Raw genomic sequence first — 23,553 nt, 5'->3', positions numbered from 1 at the left:
GGGTCGCTTCGTCGCTGCGCTCGTCGCGATGACGGAGCCGCTGTTCGAACCGGATCGCGCGGCGCTCTCGGGGTTCGGATTCGGCGAAGATCACCGCCGCAGCGCGGGCGGCGCGAAGACCACGGGGTCGCGGTAGGGAACGGCCGAAACGCCGAAATTGCGTCCATATTGCTGGCGTATGGCGGGGATGTTGACCACGCCTGTCTTCAGATCCGACGATCGCGCGTCGATGGGCGGCCCCGGCAGACGCGGCTCGACCTTTTTCGCCTCGCGTCTCAGCAGCCGATTGAGGCAATCAAAGGAACGGTCGGCGCCGATCTGCACGTCGACGCATTGTCCCGTCGACGTCGCCGCCGGTCCGCCGCCGATGATGATCTCCTCCTTCGCCGGCGCGGCGTCTTCGGCCCGGCCCGGAGCCGCGAGCAGCAGGGTCGCGACCGCGGCGAGAGAAAGACGTCTCATCGCAGCCGCACCGAATTGGCGCTCGCCTGCGCGACCAGATGATCGAGACGCGCGTTGATCGCGTCGAAATCGGGCCCGCGCGCGGCGACCGCGAGACAGTCGCGCCGGCAGCGCGAGGCGAGCATCGCGCCGATCGCCCCACGCGGCGGCGGATCGCCGAATGTGGCGACGGGAACGGTTCCCGTCACATGATAGCCGCGCGCCGCGAGCTTGGCGCGCACGGCGAGACAATAGTCGACGGAGCGGTGGGAAAAGCGCGTCTCGCCATGGCCCGCGCGATATTTCATGACGGCCGTGCAGAGATCGCCGCCCGCGAGCCGCCAGGCCCCCGCGAGATAAGTCACGCCGTAACGGATGTTGGTCGACGGCGCCGCGAGCGCCTCGGTCCCGCCGGAAAAGCCCAACATGCGCGCCGTCGACGGCAGCACCTGCATCAGGCCGATCTCGCCGGACGAGCCGATCGCATGCGGATCATAGCCGCTCTCGACCGCCATCACGGCGTCGGCGACCTCGGCCGGCAGGCCGGCGCGGCTCGCCTCGGCGTGAACCAGCGCACGATAATCCGCCGCAGATGCGCGCGGCGTTTCGGGCTCCGCACGTGGCGCGACTTCCACAGCGGCGAGCCGCGGCGCCTGTTCTTCCGCCGCGAGGCAGACGCCGGAGAACATGACCGGCGTCGCCAGAAGGGCGAGCGCAAATATGGATCGAAAGGCGCTCATCCTCTCTCCACGAAAATCGAGGCGCGGTTCTCGATCTGCAACGAAAGCGCCAGATGAAGAGGCTGCAGCATATCCGCGGGCGGCGGCGCGCCGATGCGCCGATGCAGCAGCAGCGCGCGCAGCGCGACGACGGCCGACGCGTCCACTCCATCGAATTCGGCGCGCGCCACTTCGCCGTCGGACAGGAGCCAGAGCCGCGCGACGACGCGCGCCGTCGCCCCGCGCGCCTGCGCACGCGCATCCAGCGTCGCGCGAAACCGCCGCGCGGGCTCGTCATCGCCCGAGAGCCAGTCCTGCACACGGCTCTTCACCAGCACGGCATAGTCCCGCCAGGCGGCCGGAGCGTCGTTCGGCGATTTGAACGCGCCGGCCGGGGCGCAGGCGAAGACGCCCGCCGCGCCGATCGCGCGGAGCGAAAAACGACGCCTCGACACGCCGGTCGTCACGACGCCTGCGCCAGCGCCGCGGCGTGTTGCAGCGCGATCTCCGCGCGGTCGCGCAGTCCCATCGCCTCGAGTGCGGCGCCGAGCGAGGCGTAGAATTCGGCGGATTGATTCTGATCGATCATGATCGCCCGATGAAAATGCTCGATCGCTTCTTTCGGCGCGCCCAGCTTCTGCAGCGCCATCGCAAAGGCCGCATGAGGCGCGGCGCTCTGCGGCTCGAGTTCGATCGCCTTCGAGAATTGCGCGCGCGCCTCGCGCGCGCGGCCCGCGGCGAGATGGGTCTCCCCGAGCGCGAGGCGCGCAGGGACGAAAGATGGATCGACGCCGATCGCGCGCTCGAGCAGCGAATTCGAGCGCTCGAGATCGCCCAGCGCGCACTCCAGCGCGCCGAGATTGCAGAGAGTGAAGAGATGCGACGGCGCACGCTTCAGCACGCGCTCGTAGACGGCTTTCGCGCGCGCCATGTCGCCGGCGCCGAGACGCCGCGTCGCCTCGGAGAACAGAGCGTCGCAGAGCAGCGTTTCGTCCTCGGAGGACAGATCCTCGACCTCTCGCCGATCGTCTCGCTCGGCGAGGCTCGCCGAGGCCTGCGTCGCTCCCGCGTGACCGCGCGCGCGCGCTTCATCGAGACTGTCCCTCGCGAGATCGGCAAAGCCCAGCCGGCGCAGCGCTTCGGCAAATCCGAAATGCCAGTCGGCCCTGTTCGCGTCGAGCGCGAGAGCCGCGGCGAAAGCCGCGGCGGCCGAGACCGGGCGCTCCTCGAGCAGCAGCGCGCCGAGCTGCGCATGGGCGTCGGCGTTGTGCGGATTATGCCCGAGCGCCGTCTTGAACAGGCTCTGCGCCGCCTCGCGCTCCCCGAGTCGCGCGGCGATCACGCCGCGCAGATAGGAGACCGCCTCCTGCGCGCTCGGCTCCTCGCCCAATGTCCTCAGCAGGACATCGGCGCCGTCGAGCCGGCCCGCCTCGATCATCGCGACCGACCGCTCGAAGACGGCGCGGATGTAATCGGGATGGCGCGCGCCCGGCGCATTCTCCTCGGCCCTATCGTTCATGCGAACTCCGCGGCGCTGCGACCCTGCGTCCTGCCCTGCTCCTGCCCCAGATCGCACCATTGCGTCCAGAGCCGTTCCAATTCGCTCGACAGATTTTGCCCGAAGCGCAGCTGGTCATTGAGGGGGGAAGCCGCGACCTTCTCGCGCAGTCCGGCGCGCAATGCGGCGAGATCGCGCGGACGCTTCGCCCAATCCACGGCCAGCGCGACATAGTCGTCGATCGAATGGGTGCAAAAATCCGCGAGGCCCGCGGCGGTGAGATGCGTCGCCGCATGGCGCCCCGCGAATGTGTCGCCGACGAAAGTGACCGTCGGCACGCCCATCCACATGGCCTCGAGCGTGGTGACGCCGCCCGAATAGGGAAAGGGATCGAGCGCGAGATCGACCCGCTTCGCATAGAAGTCGAGCAGGTCGCGCTGTTCGGTGCGGCCGACGAGCTCGACATGCGCGCGCGATAGACCGCCTTGCTCCAGCACGCGATAGAGCGCGTCCTGCGTGGCGCTCTCGTCGAGCCCGCCATAGACCATCAGAATGCGCGAGCGGGGAACCTGCTCGACGATGCGCGCCCAGGCGCGTCCGACCTCGGGATTGATCTTCGCCGGACGATTGAAGCAGCCGAAGGTGACGACGCCGCTCTCGAGCGCGGGAAGCGGCGTCACATCGGGCGCGCAGGTCGGCGGATGATAGCAGACATAGCAATCCGGCAGGCGAATGACCGGCTCCGTATAGAACGCGTCGTCCTGCGGCGGAATTTCGACCGGATCGGCGATCAGCCCATCGTAAGTGTCGAGACCGACGGTGCCGACATAGCCGGCCCAGCCGAGCTGGATCGGCGCCGCGCGACGCGCGAAGACGGCGAGGCGATTGCCGGCGGTGTGTCCCGAGAGATCGAACAGAATGTCGACCGCGTGCTCCTCGATCAGCGCGGCGAAGGCGTCGTCGTCGAGGCCGGACACGTCGCTCCAGCTCTTCGCCGCGGCCTTGTAGCGCTCGCTGAAATCATCGTCCTCGCGCCGCGCGTCGGTCTTGTAGCAGTAGAGCTCGTAACCGAAGGCCGCGAGCTGCTCGAAGGCGCGAAGCGTGAGGAAAGCCGCCGCATGCCGGTGCATGTCGCCCGACACGAGGCCGAGCCGCGGCTTGCGCGAAGGGTCGCGATCATTGCCGAAGGCGAGCCGGTCGCGCGGCGCGCTCGGCCGATAGAGCGCCGCCCATTTCTCGTGCGCCTCGAGCAGCTCGCGCTTGGTGACGCTCGGATAATGCTGCAGGGCGAACAGCAGCGTGCCCGCGGCGTTGGCGCTGTCGGGCGCGAGCTCGCAGGCGCGGCGATAGGAGGCGACGGCCTCGTCGATGCGTCCCTGCCCGAGCAGACCGAACCCTTGCGCGACAAAATGCTCCGACTGCAGCGGATCGAGCGCGATGGCGCGATCGATATATTGCAGGCCTTTCTCGTAGAAGCGCTGGTTGACGAGGAATTGGCCGAACACATATTGCGGCAGCGCCACATCCGGCGCCACTTTCGCCGCCATCTCGAACAGGCGTCCGGCCTGCCGGTCGCGCGCCGCGGCGCCGAAATCGACGCCGAGCTCGAGCATTGCCCGATAGTTCCTGCTGTCCAGGGCGGCGGCGGCCTGCAGATCGTCGACCGCCTTGTCATATTCCCCTTCCATCACCCGGGCGAGGCCGCGCGTGCGATAGGCGTCGGCGAAGGCGCCGTCGAGCGTCAGCGCCCGGTCGAGCGCCGCGAGCGCCTCGGCGCGTCGATTCTCGGTGAGCAGCGCGAGGCCGAGGCTGTATTGCGCGAGCGGCAGGTTCGGCATGAGCGCGAGGCCGCGCTGCAGGAAGGGAACGCCCTGCCGCGTTCGTCCGGTCCGCGCGAGACAGGTGCCGATCTCGGCGAGCGACCGCGGATGATCGGGCGTCACGGCGAGCTCGCGCTCGAAAGCGGCGATCGCTTCGTCGAAACGATCGTTGCGGCACAGAGCGACGCCATGCGCATAATGATAGCCTGGCTGATCGGACGCGCAGCGGGCGGCCTCTTCGAATGCGTGCAGCGCGTCCCGCCAGCGGTCGGCGCGCGCATGCTCGATCCCGCGCGCATGATATTTGCGTCCGCGCGCGAGCCGCGCGCCCGACGTCTCGGCGCTTTCATTCACGCGATCGACCGACGACTCGATCGCGCCCGACGTTGCGGCCATTCTCTTCCGATCTCCCGCGCCAAGCATCGAACGGACGCGAAATATAAAAAAGCTCGCCGTCGCCTGCGACTCATATTTTTTGCAAATATGGGAAATTTTTTTTCGCGATCGCCAATCCGAAGCTGTCTTTGAAGTGTAGGGGGGCGTGACGGCGACGAAACACGGGCAGCCGGTTGAGTTCGCGCGACCTTACGACGACGATCCATTGGGAGAAACTCATGTCTGCTTTTTCTGTCAGCAAAGGTCTGCGTGACGGAAGCTCGCTTCTCGCGCTTTCGACCGTCGCCCTGATCGCCGCGCAGCCGGCCCACGCCGCGAACAAGGGCATCTTCGGCGGCGGCAGCTCGCTCGCTTCTCTCGCCTTGCGTCAGGTCGGCGACTGCTATCTGAATCAGACCGTGACCGGCGACGGCTACACCTTCAGCAGCGCCTTCAATCCGAACAAGCCGACGCCCAGCCTGCTGCCGACCACCTGCACCGCCTCGCCGATCCTGCTGCTCTACGGCGCCGTGGGCAGCAGCGCGGGCCTGCGCGGCTATGTGACCAACGATCCCCGCCAGCTGTTCCGTGGCAGCGTGACCACCACCACCGCCGCACAGACGGTTCAGCTCCCGGCCGATCCGCCGAAGTTTCTCGAGAGCGCCGGTCCGGCGCCGTTCAAAGCCTATCCCTATCCGAGCCTCGACTTCGGCGCGGGCGACTCGCCGCTGCCGTCGGCTCTCGTCAGCACGACCGGCACGGCCAGCGTGGCCGCCTACAACGTCAAGCCTGCGTCCAACTGGCAATCCGCGGCCTCGGTCACCGTCACGCGCTCCAATACGACCTCGACGGTCGCCTATAGCACCGCGAAGTTCGGTCAGCCGATCCAGCTGCCGCTGTTCGAGGCTCCCGTCGCCGTCGCCGTCAATCTTCCGAAGGTCGGCGCCACCGGCGTGAAGACGGTCAACGGCGTCAAATGGACCATCAAGTCGCAGATTCTGGCTGACGGGCCGGGCGACCGCATCCAGCTCTCCACCGCGCAGATCTGCGCGATCTTCTCCGGCCTCGTGACGAATTGGAACTCCAGGGCCACCATCCCCTATCTCAAGGCCAATGGCTCGGCCGGCACGGAGAACTTCGCCGCGTCCAACACCTGGCACGCGGCGCATGCCTCCGCGGGCACCGGCGGCGGCACGTCCTACGCCAATATCAGCACGCCGATCACGGTCGTCTATCGTTCCGACGGCAGCGGCACGAGCTTCATCTTCACCAACTACCTGCGGACGGTCTGCCCGCTGCTCGATCCGAAGAACAAGTTCGGCTACAAGACGATCTTCACGAGCAGCGTCGCGCCCGACAACAGCTTCCAGAAGCTCGTCGACAACATCAAGGCCTTTGGCCGCAACGTCAACTGGGTCGGCGTGTCCGGCAGCGACGCCGTCGCGTCGGAGGTCGGCAACGACCCCGCCAAGCACGGCCGCATCGGCTATCTGAGCAACGACTTCGTCGCGCCCTACAATCCGATCACGACGACGCGCCCGAACAGCGCGCGGCTGCAGAACGACTATCAGCGCGCCGCCGGCGTCTACCACCCCGGCCAGACGAAGGTGAACTTCGCCCCCCCAACTCCGTCCAACGCCGACGTGGCCTGGGCGTCTCTCGCCGCCTATGGCGTCACGCCGACGACGAGCTGGGCCTACAACGACTACAACATCTACGCCAAGGGCTTCCCGACGACCACTTATCTCCCCGGCAGCGGAACCGCGGTCAATATTTCGGGCCTGTCCATCCTGCCTCTGGCGAAGGGCAGCGCCGCCTATCCGCTCGTCGGCACCGCCTACGCCTATCTCTATAGCTGCTACGGCCCGGGCGCCGTCGGCGCGGCCACGACCCGCGTCGCGAATCTGAAGTCGTTCCTGCTCTGGTTCTACGACGACAATCGCTCCCGCAAGATCCTCGTCAACAATGGCTTCCGGTCTCTGTCGAGCAACTGGATCCAGAACGTCAAGGCGCAATATCTGCAGGGCTCGAAAGCCACGTCGATCACCGCCTACAACGCTCTCAGCAAGGTCAACGGCTGCCGGAACGTGACGGGCGGCGCGAAGTAAGTTCTTCGCTCTCGCACGAATTCGGCCGGGCGCGTCGCAAGACGCGCCCGGCCTTTTTTTCATTCGCATCGCGAAGCGGGCTTTTTCGAAGCGAGCACACTCGACGCCGGCGCGCCCGAGCATGACGGCGCGCATGAGTTCGGACGCGCAAAGTCGCGAAGGATGCCGGATATTTGTGCGAAGACGGGTCGAAATCCGGGCGCGCCCGTCGCGGCGCCTCTCCCGGCTCTGCGGCGTCATGCCGCTTCGTGGGCGGGAAGAAGCCCGACGAGAGTCGGAAAGGCTCCAATTCTCGTCGATGAAGACGCGCTCACCGTCTCCGGCGCGATTTCTGGTCGTCCGACCCGCCGTCGCTCGCCGGCGCTGCGGCGCCCGCGCTCTCCGCGTCGTGTTCGGAGCCGCCATAGCCGAGAACCTCGACGGTGATGATCGACGGCGCGTCCGAAGCCGCATTGCCCGCTTGCGGCGTCTCGACCGCTTTGGCCGCGGCGCCGGCGGTGCTCGACGCTGCGGTCATCGCGCCGATATTGACCGAGGAGGAGGTCGTCGGCAGGCCGGACGCGCTTCCCCCGATGCTGATATTGGCCCCGTTGTTGACCCGCTGCGCGACAATGATGATGTTGCCGCTGACCCTGATGCCCGCGGCGCCCGCATCCACCGTGCCGCGCGGCGCCGAAAGCACCGCGTTGGACAGGCTCGGATCCTGCGTCGGCAGAGTGACGATGGCGCCGATGCCCGCGCCGGTGACGAGCCCCTGCGGATTGACCGAGCAATAGCCGGTCGAATAATTGCACACCTTGCTCAGCGCCGGATTGGCGACATAGGTCTTCGGACCCGAGCCGGCGTCGATGTCGCCGTTGCCGCTGAAGATCTCCACATTGCCGCCCTGCTGCGTCATGATGCGGCTCTGGTTCACCAGCACGGTCTGATCCGTGTAGACGCGGATCGCGCCGCCGCGCAGCGTCAGAACGCCCTCCTTGTCCGGCGTGAGCGTGTCGCGCCCCGCCGAGCCGACGCGAATGCCGCCGACCGGACCGATGATGTTGATGTCGCCGCCCGCCTGCGTCTCGATCAGCGAATAGGGCATGACGAGGCGCCCGACCGCGGCGGGGTCGTCGCGCTCGCTCTTCGGGAACAAAGTGTCGATCGCCTCATAGGCGCGTGAATATTTCAGATAATAGGGGCTCGACGAGTCGCGATAATCCGTCGCGACGCGGGTCAGGAACGAAAGGAAGGCCTCGTCGATCAACAGGCGCCGGCGCGTCGTGGAAAGACCCTCGAACGTCGTCCAGGCCTGCGCGCGCGATTGACCGAGACTCTCCGCGATGAAGGAGAGGAAGTCGATGCCGTTCGTCCCCGCCGAGGCGGGATCGACATAGAGCTTGATCGCCTTGTCGTAACGGAAGGAGAGCAGGGCCTCGTCGATCAACAGATGCCGGCGCGCTTCCGAAAGGGCCTTGAAGGTGGTCCAGGCCGACGCGCGCGATTGGCCGAGGCTCGCGGCGATGAAGCCGAGGAGATCGACGCCGCTCGCGGCCGTCGAGGCCGGATCGACATAGAGCGCGATCGCTTTGTCGTAGTCGACGCCGCTGGCGACGCCGTAGAGCACGAAGATGTTCGCGCCCTGGTCGGGGAGATAGCTGTGCAGCGTCGGCACGACGCCGTCCGCGAGCACGCCTCCCGAGCCATTGCCGATCGTATAGATCGAGAACACGCTCTGCTCCGGAGCGTTCAGCGGCTTGCGCACATTACGGCCTGCCTGGACCAGCAGCGAGCCGGGGCCGTAGAGATGATAGGCGCCGCCGATGTCGCGGCCGGCGACGACGCTCGTCACATCCGTGTCGGTGAAATTGAGGCCCGTGAAGGTGAAGTCGCCGGCGCCGATGTCGCGGCCGACGCGGATTTGCGCAGGCCTGTCCACCGAGAGAGAGCCGTCGAGATCGACGCCCGCGCTGACGTGAACCGGCGTGCTCGTCGACCACGCGGTCGGCGCGAGCGTGTAGGACGGAAGGCCGAGCGGATTGACGTAGCTTCCTTCGTTGCTCGCCGTTCCGACGACGGCGGCCGTCGGCGCGTCGAGCGTCAGGCGGACAAAGATCGAACCCGCCGCGGCGAGCGTGAGGCTCGCCGAGTCATGGCCGGCGTTATCGGTCGGAAATGCGAGCATCGTCCGCGAGCCGCCTTCGCCGATCGTCACGGCGCCCTGCAGCGCGGCGACGGAAAGGTTCGGGGGCAGCAGAGACGACGAGGCGACGAGTCCCGGGCCGTCCGGGAGACTATTGTCGACCGCGAGCGTCATCGCATTCACGTCGCCGGCGACGCTGAGCAGCGAGAGGCCCGCCCGTGCGCCATAGCTCGTGAAACTATTGCCCCATAGGAAATTATCCGAGCCGTCGAAGCCGGGCAGCAAGGCCGTCGGCGTGAGGCTCTGGATATAGGATAGGAGATCGAGCTCGTATTGCCGCGTCGTCGTCGGATCGAGCATCGTCCCGAGCGTGAGGTCGCCCTTGGCGACGACCGAGATATAACCGTCCTGCGCGGCGAGCAGCAGCGGATAGGTGGCCGCGTCCTCGGCGCTCGTGATCGGATTGTCGGCCGTCTGCCGCACGGCGCCGCCGACCTCGATCAGGCCCGCGCCGCGTCCGACGAGGAAAGCGCCGGAGTTCAGATCGCCGCCCGCCTGCACGAGCAGATTGCCGCCGCCGTAATAGATCGCATGCGCGGGATCGGCGGCCGTAAAGCCGCCGGCGACCGCCATCGTCTCGGGAAGCGATGCGGAAATGTCGGTGATGTCGCCTCCGGCGCGCAGCGTGACGTGGCCGCCGCCGAGCGCGCCGAAATGCTGGAAGAAGGTCGCATAATTGACCCACGCCGCCGTCTGGCAGGAGGTCGCGCCGCCGGCGCAGGAGGAAAACGGCGTGCCATCGCCGTCCGAAGAGCCGTAGTGAATGAGCCAATCCGCCCATGTCTCGCTCACCGTCGCCGAGGCGAGGCCGATGATGGATCCTCCGGCCGTCGCATCCACCGATCCGCCGCCTGTCCCCCAGGCCGGAGCGGAAACGAGCCCGTTGGGATTGGCGAGATAGGCGCTCGTCAACGACGGCGCGACATAGCCGGCGGGCGTCGCCGCCGCGGCGCCGGCCGTATAGACGGCGCCTTGAACGACCGGGTCGACGAATTCCACATTGCCTGCGGCGGCGAGCGTGATCGATCCGGTTCCGGTGCGCACCAGCGTCGGTATATGGATCGTCGTCGTGTGCGTCTCGGTGTCCGTGTAGCTGAAGGCGTAGCTCGTGTGTCCGTCGATCACGATGCTGGCCGTGGGCGCCTTCGGATCGACCGCCTGCGCGAGCGAGACGACTGCATTGGGGTCGACCGACGCCTTGTTCCCGGACAGGAAGCTCGCCCCTGCGACGAGATCGTAGGAGAAGCTGCCTCCGAAGCTCGCCGGCATCAGGCTCGCCGCCGAGGTCGTGTTCGTCACCGCGACATTGCCGACGCTGTAGATCGCCGGATTATTGGCGATGCGATCGGCGGGGTGCGGCGGATTGATCTCGGTGGACGACACATAGCCCGGCTGCAGCGTCGTATAGGCCGGCGGCGCGAAGGGCGGCGTGACGGCGACGGCGGCGAGGATGCCGTGCGCCGCATCGGCGCCGGCGGCCTGAGCGAGCGTGGGATCGCCGAACAGCTCCACGAGGGTCGTCCGCGAGGTGTTGTAGAGGTTCAGATTGATCACATTGTAGAAATAGGCGGCCCATTGCGTGGCGTAGTCGGACGAGGAGGCCGTCGCGGAGCCGTTCTCGGCGAAATGGATCGCTCCCAATCCGTCGTGGAGATTGTAATAGGCCGAGCCCGTCGTCGGGGCCGTGGGGATGACGAGCGTCGACGGATCGATTTCGACGCCGCCGAACACGGCGCCGATGATGGCGGAATAATCGGAATAGGAGACGATATTGCCGCCCGTGACGCCGGGGATGTCGCTGTTGCTCGCATTGACGTCGATGCCATGCGCGTCGAGCCCCGTGATCTCCGTCTCATAGGCGCGGAACAGCTCGAGATATTTGGCGTAATATTGATTGTATTGATCCACGACCTGGCTCGATCCCGCGATCACGGTCGGCGCGCGCAGACGGAATTGCAGCCCGTCGAAGACGGTTTGTGGCAGACTGAAGAAGCCTGCGCTCGCCGCGGAGGAGTCCGCGGGGCCCGTCAGGCCGAAATCCTCCCACGACGCGACCGCGTCGACGAGATCGTTGAGGCCGCTCGCCGAATAGTGCAGCGCGCCGTTCGAGAACATGGTGAGATAGGTCTGATAGAGACCGGACGCGATCTCGTTGTTGTAGAGCGTCGCCGCATCGGTCGCTTCTGCGCCGCCGACGTCGTAGCGCACGTAGAAGCCGTCGGTGATCGTGGCCTTCACGTCGATGTTGTTGGCGGCGCGCAGGACCAGCGTTCCCGGTTCGCCGCCATTGGTCGTGCGATAGAGCAGGTTGAACGCGCCCGACCTGTCGAGCGAGCCAGCGCCGAAATTCCAATTGCTGGCGACGGTGATGTCGCCGTGATTGACCTCGGCGTTCGGATTGTAGAGATCGATCTCCGGCCGCAGACGCAGAGAGCTCCGCACATTCTGGCCGAAATGCGCGGCGACCGCCTCATTCGCTCCGCCGAAGGGATCGTTGACGAAGCCGAGCAGCGTCTGCTGATAGAAGGTCACGTGATCGGCGTTGACCGGGCCGGTCGGCGTAAAAATGCCGGTCTCGGGATCGGTCGTCCCGGCGATCCGCGTCCCATCGGCGGCGAACCAGCCGGCCGGATCGATGACGCCGTCGAAATGCCGGCCCGCCCCCGCCGTCGTCGGATCGGTCGTGCTCCATACGGCGAAAGCGTTCAACGTGACGCCGCTCGCGCCGATGACGCTATCGGAAGCATTCTCGTAGAAGCTGACATCGACGTCGCGCAGGCCGCTCGCATCGGTGACCACCGGCGCGCGCAGCGACACGGTCCCGCCGGTCCCGCCCGCTCCCGCGCTCACGTCGATCGTCGCGCCCGAAGCCACGGTGATCTTGCCCGAGCCCTCGCGCGTCACGCGCTCGCTGCCGTCGGCGTTGAGCGAGACGCCGTCCCAATATCCGGTCACGCCGAGCGTGATGCGGCCGCCATTCGGATTGAGCGCGGCCTGGCCATTGGCGTAGCCGGGATCATCGGGCGTCGGCGCCTCATAGCGGGCGAGAAGCTTCGCGCCCGCATTGATCGTGACGCCGCCGGTCGTCACGCCATCGACCGTCCTGCCGGCGCCATAGAGCCCGATGACGCCGCCGGTCGGGCCGCTCGCGTCGATTGTCCCATCGACGATGACGCTGCCTCGATCGGCGACGAGCCGGACCTCGGCGGATTCGAGCGTGACGCCGGTCGGCACGACGAGATCGCCCGGCTGGTGGATCGCCGCCTCGAAGCGGCGCGTGAAGCCGTTCCAGGGCAGATCGCCGACGATGCGCCCCGTGCTCAGAACGAAGGCTCCGCCCGAATCCTTGAATTCGGCGGAACCGTCGAACGCGCCGCGCAAGGTCGTCACGCCGCCGGCGCCCGTCGCGATATAGACGCCGCCCGCATAGCCTCTGCCCGACGCCGCGACGCTGATCTGCACCCCCTCGGCGATCGTCACATCGCCCGTCTGCGAGATGATCCGCACCGTTCCGCCGGGCGTGTCCTGCGTGACGTCGCCGAGAATGATGCGCGTGCCGGCGGCGTTCGCCACCGTGCCGGCGGCGAGCGTGACGTCGCCCTCGGTCGCCGTCAGCGACAAGGTTCCGCCCTGCGCCGTCAGCACGCCGGAGCTCGTTATGCTCGCCGCGGTCAGCGACAGGCTGCCGCCGATCTCGGTGGGAGCGACCGCCGCCGCCGCTCCGGTCGAACGGATCGTCAGCGCGCCGCTCGCGGTCAGCGACTGTGCGCTTCCCGCCGTCGCGATGACATTCGGGGTCGAGAAAACGACATCGGCGTCGCCAGAGCCGTTGCTCGCCGTGAGCGCGCCCGCGCCGGAGAAACGGATGTCCTCGCCCGCCTCGAGGTCGATCCGGCGGAAGCCGTTCGCCGTCATGGCGCCGGCGCTCCGCGTGATCGTCTGGGTCGCGTCGAGCGTCAGGCGGCCATTGCGTCCCGAGAGCCCGTTGGCGGTCGTCGAGGCGCCGCCCGTGTTGGTCAGCACGATGTTCGACGCGAACAGGCTGGTCACGCCGCCCTCGCCATAGAGTCCGCCGCCGTCGAGGATCAGCGCGCCGATCGGACGCACGGCGTCGCCGATCGAAAGCCCGTCCGCATCGTGGAAATTGATCGCCGAGGCGCTGCGCAGTCTCACGGAATCCGCGCCCGCGAAATTGGCGATGAGCGCGTCGCTCAGCACGAGCCCGCCCGAAGCGCCGTCGCCGCCGAAATCGATGATCTTCGCGGAGAGGTCGAACGCCTTCGCCGTGAGCGCGACATTGTCGCCGAGCCGGTTGGAGCCGCTCGAATCGAGCGTGAGCGCATTGGCCGCGATCGTGACCCTCGCGCCGAGGACGATGCTGCCGTCCTGCGCCGTGGCGCCGGCGCGCGCGATCGCGACCATGGAGCCCGTCGAGGCGCGGAGCAGCGAGCCGTCGCCTTCGACGACGATGTCGCGCTCGCCGCCGCTCGGCGCCGTTCCGGAGTCGTGGACCCCGACTGCGATAGAGCTGCGGTCGTCGACGACGATGCCGCCGCCGCCCGATTGCGTGACGACGAGAAGCTCGGGAGCTCTCAATCGGAGCGCAGCGTTCGTCTCGATCTCGACGTCGGTCGCGACGCTCGTCACGACGAGACGGCCCGAGGCATCGACGCTCGACGAGCCGCCGATCAGCACCGTGGTCGCTCCGACCCTGCTGATCCCCTCGGCGTCGATGGCGAGATAGCCGCTTCGTCCCGGCGTCCCGCTCGCAGCCGTGACGAGAATCTTCTCGGCGCTGATCGCCAGCTGTCCGCCGACGCCCCCGAGGCTCGGCGCGAGCGGGCTCTCGCCGGCGCTGAAATCGAACGAGCCGCCGATCGTCAAATTCCGGCGCGCGGCGAAAGTCAGCGCGCCGCCGTCGATCGGCAGAGCGGGAATGGCCGTTCCGGCGGTCAGTGCGAGTTCACGAATATAGTTCGCGCCCGAAGTGATGTCGATCTGCGAATAGCGCGACCAGGTCGACTGCGCCTGGAGCTGGAACACCACATTCTGCGACGAGCGCGCGCCGGTGACGAGATTGGCGAAATGGCCGGTCACATAGATCGATCCGTCCATCGTCGTCTGGCTCCACGACGCGGCGCTGCCGGACGAGGAAGAGGCGAGAGTGACGCGATAGGCGCCGGGCAGAGTCGCATACATGCCCGGCATCAGCGTGTAATAGCCCGCCGGCACGCCATTGCCGCCGGAGATGTAGATCGCGCGGCCCGCCGCTGTGTTCAGCAGGCTCGAATCGAACACCGCGCCGCCGTCCGATCCCGCGTCCGGCGCATAAGCGAAGGTCGGATCATAGGGGGCGACCCGGGCGGAAGACGTCGGAACGAGCGCGTAGACATCGGGACCGGCGAGCACGTTCTGGCTGCCGCCCACGCCGGCCACGAATTCGCTGGCGTAGATGTCGCCGCCGCCCGAGAGATCGAGCCGCGCGCCCGAGCGCGTCGCGACGCTCGCGCCATTGAGCGTGATCGCGCGCGCGGGGCTCGAGACGAGGCGGAAGCCGTCGTAATCGGTGTCGTAATTCGTGTCGCCGACGAACCATCTCTCCCCGTCGACCGTATAGCCGTAGGGGACGACCATTCCCGCGCCGGAGACCGAGGTCAGGCTGCCCGCGCCGAGCGTCACGCTCGCCGTCGTCGTCGCATTGCCGAGCACGATCTGCCCGAAGGGCGCCCAGAGCGTGCCGTTCTGGACGATCTCGCGCGCGTCGAGAATGATCGCGCCGCCGGCCGACAAAGGCGCGCGCGCCACGCCGTTCTGCTCGACGGTGATCTTGCCGGTCGCCGCGAGCGTGAAGCTCGCGCCGCTCGTCGGATAGATCTCCGCCGCCCGCAGCGTGAGATCGCCCGCGACCGCGAGCGAGCCGACGTATTGATTGCCCGTCGACGCGACATTGGACCCCATCAGCCGGATCGCGTCGGCGCTGGTCAGCGTGACCGAGCCGAAATTCTGGAAAGTGACCCGTGTGCCCTCGTCCTGGGCAGGGGTGCTCGGCGTGCCGATGTCGATCCATTGCGCCGAGACATCGAGCACGCCGTGGCCGGGCGTCGTATCCGAAGGATCGAGATTGGACTGCCGAAGCCAGACATAGCCGGCGTCGAGCTCGACGGTCGCCGGCGACCCGCCGCTCGCCGGCAGCGAGGTCAGCATTCCGCCGAGAATGAGCGATCCGCGCAACGCGATCGATAGAGAGCCGACGAAGGAGACGTCCGGCAAGGAGATGGAATCGAATCCGCTGCCGTTCAGCGTGTCGACGCCGATGAGCAGATTGTCGGCCGCCGCGAAGCGGCTGGTCGTGACGCCGACGACGCCGGCCTGTTCGACGACGGTCGGCGCGGTCACTGCGAGCGAGCCGCCGTTCGCCAGCGGCGCGCCGCCGCGCGCGCTGACGATTCCGGCGAAGGAGCCCGGTCCGTCGATCGTCAGCGCGCCGCCGTCGCTCCAGATCGTCTGCGTGACGAGCGTCGACGGCATGGCCGCGCCGGAGGGGATTTCGACGCTGGCCGACGCTCCGTCGAGCAGCAGGCGCGCGCCGCGCTTCACATCGACGGCGCGCTCGGCGAACAGATCGATCGATCCGCCGTCGAGCGCGACGCCCGTGCGATAGGCGATCTCTCTGGGATCGCGAACGAACACGCCGCTCACATCGAGAACGGCGTCGGCGCCGACGGTCACCTGGAGACGATCGACGCCGCTGACATTGGTGCGCTCGGCGCGCAGGTCGACTTCGCCTCCCGGCGCCGTGATCGAGCCCAGCACGGCGACCGGACCGCCGAGAGATTCGAGCGTGACCGACGCCTGTGCGTTCACGCTCGCCTCCGCGACGATGCGCGCGCCGGCGTCGAGCAGGACGCGCGCCGTCGTGCTCGGCCCCGTCTCGCCATAGACATAGGCGACCTGCCGGAGCGCGAAGCTCACCGGATTGCGCAATCCGTCCGGCGCGAGGCCGATGGTCGCGACCTCGCGCAGATCGGCGCCCGTCGGCAGCGCGGTCAGCGCGTCCGAGGGCAGATAGTTGGTCTGCCGCAGGAGCACATGGGTTCCCGCGGTCACCATCGAACTGCCGTAGACGCTGGTCAGCGAATAATCGGAAAAGCCATTGTCGGCGAAGAAGCGGGACGGCAGCACGATCTCGCCGGAGCGCTCGCCGGACGCATAGGACGTGATCGCATTGGTCCGCCCGTCGATCGTGATGGTCGGAGCCTGGAGCTCGAAGGTTCCGCCCGCGCCGAGACCTTCGGAACGGATCGTTCCGCCGAAGACGACGGTCGCCGCGTTCGGCTGATCGCCGCCGCTCGGATGCTCGTTATAGTCATTGGCCAGGGGATTGAGCGCGACCCAGCCGCCGACATAAGTCCGCAGCGAGAGATTGCCGCCGCGGCCGACGGGCAATCCGTCCGCCCCCATCTTCAGCCGGCCGTCGGCGCCGATATAGCCGCCGCTCGACACGTCGATGACGCTGCCGGACGCGAGAATAATGCTCTGCGTCGCGTCCAATATATGGCTGTCGTCGTTCTCGACGAGCCGATAGCTCGAAGCGACGGTGTCGATGCGGACCGCGCCGCCGTTCACGAAGGCCGCGCCCTGAAGCGCGTCGCCGACGGCGCCTGCATCATTGACCCACAGGCCGCGCACATTCAGCACGGCATGCGAACCGATGACGAGCGGCGGCGGAGCCGAGGAAGCGTTGGAGCCGTTGTAGCTCCCGGTGAGCGTGATGCGTCCGCTCGCGGCGTTGATCACGCCGTCGATCGTCTGCACGCCGGCCAGATCGACCGCGCCGCCCGCCGCGACCGTGAGCGTCGCGCCCTCGGCCATGTTCACGACGGGGCGAATGTCGCCCGCGCCATCGATCGTGATCGAACCGAAGCCCGTCTCGGAGAGACGGTCCGTCAGCAGCGCCACCGTCGTCGGCGCCGAATAGCTCTCTCCGTAAGAATAGTCGGCGAGCCCGTAAGGATCATCGCCGGCCTGCGCGCTCGTCTCGAGCAGATAGGCGCCGCCGCCGGTGATCGTCAGCGACGCTCCCGCCGGCAATTGCTCGAGCGAGGTCTGCAGACCAGCGCCGCCGCCGATGGCGTTGCTGCGCTGACGCAGGCCTGCGACCGTGCGCGCGATGATCGTTCCGTCGAGGATCGGGATCGTGGAGGCCGACAGCGAACCGGCGCTGGCGCCGGCGACATAAGTGTTTTCGTAATGCGTGCGGTTGAGCAGCGGATTGGCGTAGGTCTCGCTGACGCCCCAGCGCGAGTGAGCGACCGTGAAGCCGCCCGCCGCCGCGACCCCGACATAGCGAATCCCCGGATCGGCGGAGCCGATGTCGTAGAAGCGCCCATCCGCTCCGACGAGCCGCGTCGTGTTGATCACGCCTCCGGTATAAGCGACATAGCCGCCGGAGAGATCGACGATGGAGCCCTGCTGCTGAATGAACGTCACGCCGGAGACGTTCAGCGAGCCGCCGACCGTCAGAATCTCTTCTATGGTTCGCGGAATGAGGCCGGCATAGCCGGATGCGTCGACCACCGGCGAGCCGACCCAGCTCACGCCGTCGGAGCGCGTGCCGAAGAGGCGCGTGTCGATCGTCACCGTCTTGCCGATGAGCGCCGCGGCGAGCGGAGAATCGGCGATCTCGTTCGACGTGACGAGGAAAGTGACGAGGTAATCGGCGACCGGAACCTGCACGTCGGCGAGGCCGGAGACGTCGATCGTCGCGCCCGACTCGAGCAGGACCGGCGAGGAGAAGCCGCGAACGGCGACTGCGGCGCTCGGCGCGCGCAGCAGCGAGCCGGACTGGAAATCGACGCCGGCGCCGCTGATGTCGATGCGCGGCTGAAGGCTGCTCGCGAAATAGGCCGGAGTCGCTGTTCCCGTCGGAACCGATCCGCTCTCTTCGTCCGGAAGAATGGCGGTGACGCTGTCTCCGCCGAAGACGACGTCGCCCGAAGCGGCGAGCGTGATCGAGCCGGGACGCGTCACGCTGGTCGTCGCCGCGAGGACTCCGTGCTGCTCGATCCTGTCGCCAGAAACCGTCACCGCGCCGCTCGGCGCGAGCAGCAGGCCGTCGTTCGTCGCGAGGCCGGCGCCGCCGAGCGAAGGCGGCGCGAAGGTCGAGTTCGCCGGATTTTCGCCTTGCGAAAAGTCCTGGTCGACGACGATGGCCGTATGCACGCCCGTCGCCGTCGCCTGCGGCTCGCTGAGCATCACCGAGCCCTGCGCCGCGAGGATGATCTGCCCGTTCTTCGTCGTGACGCTGCCGGAATTGGAGACTCGCGGTCCGAGCAGCGCGACATAGCCGCCGTCGCCCGTCGCATTGATCGAGGTCTCGAGCGAGGCGCCGCTCTCGACGACGATCGCGCCGCCGCCGGGACTCTGCGCCGCGGTGACGCCGTCCATCGTTCCCATCGAGAAGCGCGTCGAGTTGCCGACCGTCACGCCGAGCCGCATCGCTATGGGGAACAGCCCCTGCCCTGCCTCGCCGCCGACGAAATTGCGGTTCGCCGCGGCTTCGTTCGGCGGCGCGAAAGCGGTGACGGCGCCGAGGCCTTCGATATCGAAGGTCATCTTGTTGTACGCGGCGCTTCCGCTGAACACGCTCGCCGCCTGCGTCCCGTCGATGTCGAGCGAGGAGGCGATCAGCGAGTGGACATCGATCTGCGAGCCGGCGCCGAAGATGATTCCGTTCGGATTGATCAGCAGCACCGTGCCGTCGGCCTGAATCTGGCCGAGGATGCGGCTCGGCGCGCCGGTCGCGTCGATGCGGTTCAACGCCACCCAATTCACATTGCCCTGCTGGTCGTAGACGACCGTCGTGTCGGGCGAGACGTTGTAATAGAGCCATGTCATCACCGCCTGCGCGGCGTTCTGCTTGATCGTGACCTTGGTCTTGCCGTCGCCGACTGTCTGCTTCGGCAGATCGGCGTTGATCCAGAGATTGGGATTGGCGCCGACGCGCGGATCGACGACGAGCCCCGGCGCCTTGCCGGCGCCCCCGAGGCTCAGACCGTCGGCGATCGGCGGATGGGCCGCGGCGCCGGCCGCCGCCGCGCGCGCCGCCGCCTGCGCGGCCTGCATCGCCTGAATGGCCTGCGTCGCGCGCGTCATCGTGCTCTGGCTCTGACGGGCGATCGCCGCGGCCTGTTGCGCCGCGGCGGTCGCCGCATCGACCGCCACGGTCGGCGCCGCCGGCGCGCTCGCTCCTCCCAGCGGACGCGCCGCCGCGCCGTCCGGCCCCTGCGAGACGATCGCGGCGAGGACGAGCGCGCTCGCCCCCGCGAGCAGCCGCTTGCGGGAAACGGGGACGATGAAGATCGACGCCGGACCGGCCGGCCTGCGAATAAGGGGGCGAGCGCGCAATGTCATGGCGAGACCATCCGTGCTTCAAAAATCGTCATGGGGCCGGAGCCGGCGCGGCGGGAGGAGACGCTTCGGTCGCGGCCGCCGGCCGGCGCAGACCTTCGCGCAGATAGACGACGAGGTCCTGAACGAGGCGGTCCCAAATCTCGATCTGGGCGCGCAGATGCGCCTGCGTCACGCCGCCGACCGTCGAGACGTCCATGCAGAGCGCGACGAAGGAGCCGTCGCGCTGAAGCCGCGCGAAGCGGCGCGCGACGTTCCAGCCGTTGATCAGTTCCGCCGGCGGCTCGCCGGCGATCTGCAGCACGCAGACGAAAGCGATATCGGCGAAGCGCGCTTCGCCCTCGCCCGCGAGGCGGCTGCCAGGCCGAATGTCGAAAGAAAGCCCGCTCGTCGCCGAGCGTAGATAAGGAGCCGCCGCGACGGGATCGGTCGCCGTCTCGACGCGATAGCCGGCCTGTTGCAGGAGCTCGCGCAGCTCGTCGAGCGACAATGAAGCGATGAGGGAATCCGACATGGGGGTCTTTCGTGCGCGGCTTACTTGCGAACGCCGTCGAGAATATTCGATAGCGCGATCTCGTTGACGACGGGCGGATTGCGCTTGACGAGCTCCGCGACATAGGCCCGGCGCAGCAAGGCCGCGCGCTCGACGCGCATCTGCTGCGCGAGCTGGTCGCGCGCTTCCGAAAGCGGGCGGGTGGAGGACGCCTTGGTGTCGAGCAGCTTGACGATGTGCCAGCCGTCGTCGAGCTGTATCGGCTCCGACACCGCGCCTTTGGCGAGGCCCATCACACGCGCGCGAATCTCGGGGCGGATCTGGCCTTCCGCGAGCCAGCCGAGCTCGCCGCCGTCCTTGCCCTCGCTGTCCGTTCGCGCGACGGCGGCGAAATCGGCGCCCGATTTCAGCTTGCGCTGAATCTCCTCGAGCGTCTTCTTCGCTTTATCCTCCGTCGCGCGGCCGGCGTCCTTCGGCGACTGGACAAAAACATGGCCGAGCTGGAATTGACGCGGAACCACGAAGGCGCTGCGATTGGCGTCATAGGCCTTCTGCAGCTCCTCGTCGCTCGGATAGCCTGCGGGCGGAACGGAGACCGATTGCAGATAGAGCTCGACGAGCGCGCGCTCGCGCATCTGCTCGAGCTGCGCCGCCACCTTGGGCTGCTGATCCCATTTCTTGGCGAGCGCCTCCTGCAGCACGACACGCTCGTTGAGCATCAGCCGCACGGCCTGGTTGAGCAAGCCCGGCTCCTTAGTGATGGCCGCCTGCTCGCGCGCGCCGAGCGCCTCGACATAGGCGCGCAGCTGCGCTGCCGTGATGTTCGTTCCGCCGACATGAGCGACGACGTCGTCGTTCGCCTTGACCGCCGCGGCCGCCGCCGGCGCTTGCGGCTTGATCGCCGACACCTGCGGCGCGGGTTTCGGCTTCGGCGCCGGAGGTTGCGACTGCGCCATGGCGCTGACGGGCGACGAGACCGCCGCTCCGATCGCGAGAGCGCGAAGCGCTCGGGAAAGGATCGCGGACCTTATCGTCACGATGTTCATGGCGTCACCTTCTGATCGAGGATCTTGTCGCTGTAATCCTGCAGCAGATTTTGGATCTCGACGCGGCGCACGCCGCCGAGCGGCTCGCTCGCCAGAGCGAGATCGGCGAAATTCGCCGCCTCGTAATGCTGCAGCAGCTCGCGACCGATCTTGGCGAGCTCCGCATTCCTCGCTTTGCAGGTCTTGAGATTCGCCTTGAGGCTCGCCGACTGCGTTTCGAATTTCGCGCGCTCCGCGTCCTTCGCGCGCGCGACGTCGGCGGCTTCTTCGTAGGCGACTTTCCACTTCTCCAAGGTCTGATCGCGCTCGGCGAGGCGCTGATTGAATTCCTCCACCGCCTCGCGATGCGCCTTCTCGGCCTGCTTGACCTCGGCCTTCGCCGCTTTGATCTGCCCCTCGAGCCGCGCGCGCGCGCTCTCGGCTTCCGTGAGTTTCGCTTGCAGCGCGGCGCGCTGATCCTCGAGCGCGCGCTGCTGCGTGATCGCGCCGCGCAAGGCCTCGCGGAGGCGGTCCGCCTCCGAATCGGCGCTCGCCGCAGGAAGGAGCGGCGGAAAGGCGAAAGACAGCGCGAGGGCGAGCGTTCCGACGCGCATGATCAGAACTTTCCTTGGAGATCGAGATGTAGGATGTCGGCGGCGTAGCGCGCGCCGGCGATACTGTCGGAGCTCATCCAGCGTAGCGCGAGCCACACATTCTCGCCGACGCCGAGATTGCCGCCGACGAAATAGCCCTTCTGATTCGTGCCGCCGAGCCCGAACTCGTTGTCGACGAAAGCGTCGACGGTCGCGTCCGACTGCAGATATTTGTAGCCCGCGAAAACGTTCCAATCCCACAGATGCCGCATCTCCGGCCGTCCGATCGTGGCGCTCGCCAGATAGCCCATGTCGCCGCTTCCGAGCGCTCCGACGCCGCCCGTCGTCGTCGCCTGGAAATTATTGACGGCGAGCCTCTGCAGCGCCGGACTGCGGCTGAAGGCGGTGTTGACGATATATTCGCCGTCCAGGATCACATGGATCGGATCGAAGGACGCGATATCGAGCTGGCCGGCGGCGACCACCGGACGGAACTGCTGCAACAGTCCGAAATATTGAAACTGGTGCAGCGCCCCGAAATTATTCGACGCATCGGCGATGATCGAGCGCAGCGGCATATAAGTGTTGCCGCGCTGCGCGAAGCCCGGACGCGCCATGTCGGTGCTGCACACATCCGCGGCGCCGACCACCACGCAGGGGCTCGACACCTGCCCCTGCACATTGCTGAAGTCATAATAGGTGGCGGCGAGCTTGAACGAATATTCGGGATCGATGCGCGCGGCGACGCCGATCTGGCCCGCGAACAGCCATCTGTCATGGCTCGGGAGCTTGGTGGGCGGACCCTGGTCATAGGCCGGAAGATTGATGCCGGCGTTGAGATCGGTGTTGAAGAGCGGAAAGGCGCCGCCGGACGCGAAGACGGCGACGTCTTCCGCCACATCATATCTGCCTTGCGCCGCGAAGCCGTCGAAGCCGATGTCGCGATACCAGACGAGATTGGTCGGCGACCAGAACGGATTATCCATTCGCCCGGCGGTGACGGAGAGCTGCTCGGCCGGCTGATAGCGCAGATAGGCGCGATCGATCCACAGCGAATATTTGACGAAATTTCCGCCGTTGAAGCCGAAGGTCTGGTTCTGCGACACCGGCGAATTGTTCTCGCCGCCGGCAAAACGAAAGCCGGCCATGAAGCCGTCGCTGAAATCGACGAGCGCGCCGAAGCGGGCGCGGAAGCGGAACTGATTGCGGTTCTGCGTCACATTGAGAGTCGGCCAGTAATAAGCATAGCTCTGACTCGTGTCATAGGGCGCGCCGGTGTTGATGGCGTTGAAATCGACGGCGTTGATCTGATCGTTGCCGGACGGATAGAACACGCCGCGATAGCGCACGCGCATGTCGCCGTAGAAGCGGATGCGCGTCGCCCATTCCGGGAACTTGCCCGGAGACGCCCAATTCTCCTTCTCGGCCTGAGCCATCACTTCCTTCTTGATGTCCTCGCGCAATTGCCGCTTCACGATCTCCGGCACATAGGTCACATGCTTGACGCCGGGCGGCGAGGCGGCGGCGCTCGCCGCGGCGGCCGCCTTGGCGGCGTCGCCGGCCTTGGCGGTCGCGTCCTTCGTCGCCTGGCGCTGGACATAGGCCTCCTTCTCGGCCTGATCGATGAGCGAACGGGCCTGCTCCTCGGTGATCACGCCCTGCTTCACGAGAAGATTGACGAGATTGATCGTCGCATTGGGGGAGATCGCCCGCGCCTTCGAGACCTTCGGCCGCGTCGACTCCGCCGTCTTGCCGACGTCCACCGAATCTACCGCCTCCGAGGCGCCCTGCGCGAAAGCCGGCGCCGCGCAGATCAGCGCCGACAGTGACGCGGCGATGCGCAGCGACCCGCGACGCACAGCTGATTTTCTCTCGAACATCGAACT

General features: G+C 67.4%; 11 protein-coding genes. 1 reads left to right on the top strand and 10 read right to left on the bottom strand.

The window, feature by feature from the left end; translation table 11 throughout:
• Nucleotides 1–90 precede the first annotated feature (90 nt).
• The 5 genes from AC6IW9_RS14530 to AC6IW9_RS14510 are packed head-to-tail and all read right to left on the bottom strand — an operon-like array spanning nt 91 to nt 4,874.
• On the bottom strand, nt 91–462 hold the full coding sequence (locus AC6IW9_RS14530; RefSeq protein WP_497764593.1) for a hypothetical protein: 372 nt from the start codon (nt 460–462) through the stop codon (nt 91–93).
• Nucleotides 459–1,181: a lytic transglycosylase domain-containing protein gene (locus AC6IW9_RS14525; RefSeq protein WP_497764592.1), complete on the bottom strand. Its 723-nt coding sequence runs from the start codon at nt 1,179–1,181 to the stop codon at nt 459–461. Before AC6IW9_RS14525 ends, AC6IW9_RS14530 begins: the two co-directional genes overlap by 4 nt.
• The gene (locus tag AC6IW9_RS14520; protein ID WP_497764590.1) at nt 1,178–1,627 is read right to left on the bottom strand and encodes a hypothetical protein; all 450 of its coding nucleotides are present in this window, start codon (nt 1,625–1,627) and stop codon (nt 1,178–1,180) included. The genes AC6IW9_RS14525 and AC6IW9_RS14520 overlap by 4 nt, the downstream gene beginning before the upstream one ends.
• On the bottom strand, nt 1,624–2,679 hold the full coding sequence (locus AC6IW9_RS14515; protein ID WP_497764588.1) for a tetratricopeptide repeat protein: 1,056 nt from the start codon (nt 2,677–2,679) through the stop codon (nt 1,624–1,626). The genes AC6IW9_RS14520 and AC6IW9_RS14515 overlap by 4 nt, the downstream gene beginning before the upstream one ends.
• Nucleotides 2,676–4,874 (bottom strand): tetratricopeptide repeat protein, encoded by a 2,199-nt coding sequence (locus AC6IW9_RS14510; RefSeq protein WP_497764586.1) that lies wholly within the window; start codon nt 4,872–4,874, stop codon nt 2,676–2,678. The genes AC6IW9_RS14515 and AC6IW9_RS14510 overlap by 4 nt, the downstream gene beginning before the upstream one ends.
• Nucleotides 4,875–5,092: 218 nt before the next feature.
• Here AC6IW9_RS14510 and AC6IW9_RS14505 point away from each other — a divergent pair, with 218 nt between their 5' ends.
• Complete coding sequence (locus AC6IW9_RS14505) at nt 5,093–6,961, top strand: substrate-binding domain-containing protein (RefSeq protein WP_497764585.1); 1,869 nt, start codon at nt 5,093–5,095, stop codon at nt 6,959–6,961.
• Nucleotides 6,962–7,271: 310 nt separating this feature from the next.
• On the opposite strand, the gene AC6IW9_RS14500 is transcribed toward AC6IW9_RS14505, so the two are convergent.
• The 5 genes from AC6IW9_RS14500 to AC6IW9_RS14480 are packed head-to-tail and all read right to left on the bottom strand — an operon-like array spanning nt 7,272 to nt 23,547.
• Nucleotides 7,272–19,559 carry a filamentous hemagglutinin family protein gene (locus AC6IW9_RS14500; RefSeq protein ID WP_497764584.1) on the bottom strand — a complete coding sequence of 4,096 codons (12,288 nt, stop codon included), beginning with the start codon at nt 19,557–19,559 and terminating at the stop codon, nt 7,272–7,274.
• A gap of 28 nt (nt 19,560–19,587) precedes the next feature.
• Nucleotides 19,588–20,070, bottom strand: coding sequence for a YbjN domain-containing protein (locus AC6IW9_RS14495; RefSeq protein ID WP_497764582.1), 483 nt, complete (start codon nt 20,068–20,070; stop codon nt 19,588–19,590).
• A gap of 20 nt (nt 20,071–20,090) precedes the next feature.
• Nucleotides 20,091–21,095: a peptidylprolyl isomerase gene (locus AC6IW9_RS14490; protein ID WP_497764581.1), complete on the bottom strand. Its 1,005-nt coding sequence runs from the start codon at nt 21,093–21,095 to the stop codon at nt 20,091–20,093.
• Nucleotides 21,092–21,688, bottom strand: coding sequence for a hypothetical protein (locus tag AC6IW9_RS14485; RefSeq protein WP_497764580.1), 597 nt, complete (start codon nt 21,686–21,688; stop codon nt 21,092–21,094). Before AC6IW9_RS14485 ends, AC6IW9_RS14490 begins: the two co-directional genes overlap by 4 nt.
• A gap of 2 nt (nt 21,689–21,690) precedes the next feature.
• On the bottom strand, nt 21,691–23,547 hold the full coding sequence (locus AC6IW9_RS14480; RefSeq protein ID WP_497764577.1) for a putative porin: 1,857 nt from the start codon (nt 23,545–23,547) through the stop codon (nt 21,691–21,693).
• Between the last annotated feature and the right edge of the window lie 6 nt (nt 23,548–23,553).

It is taken from the genome of Methylosinus sp. shoA, from assembly GCF_059718125.1.
The sequence above is the reverse complement of the archived record's forward strand: the minus strand, read 5'-3'. Positions and strand labels throughout refer to the sequence as shown.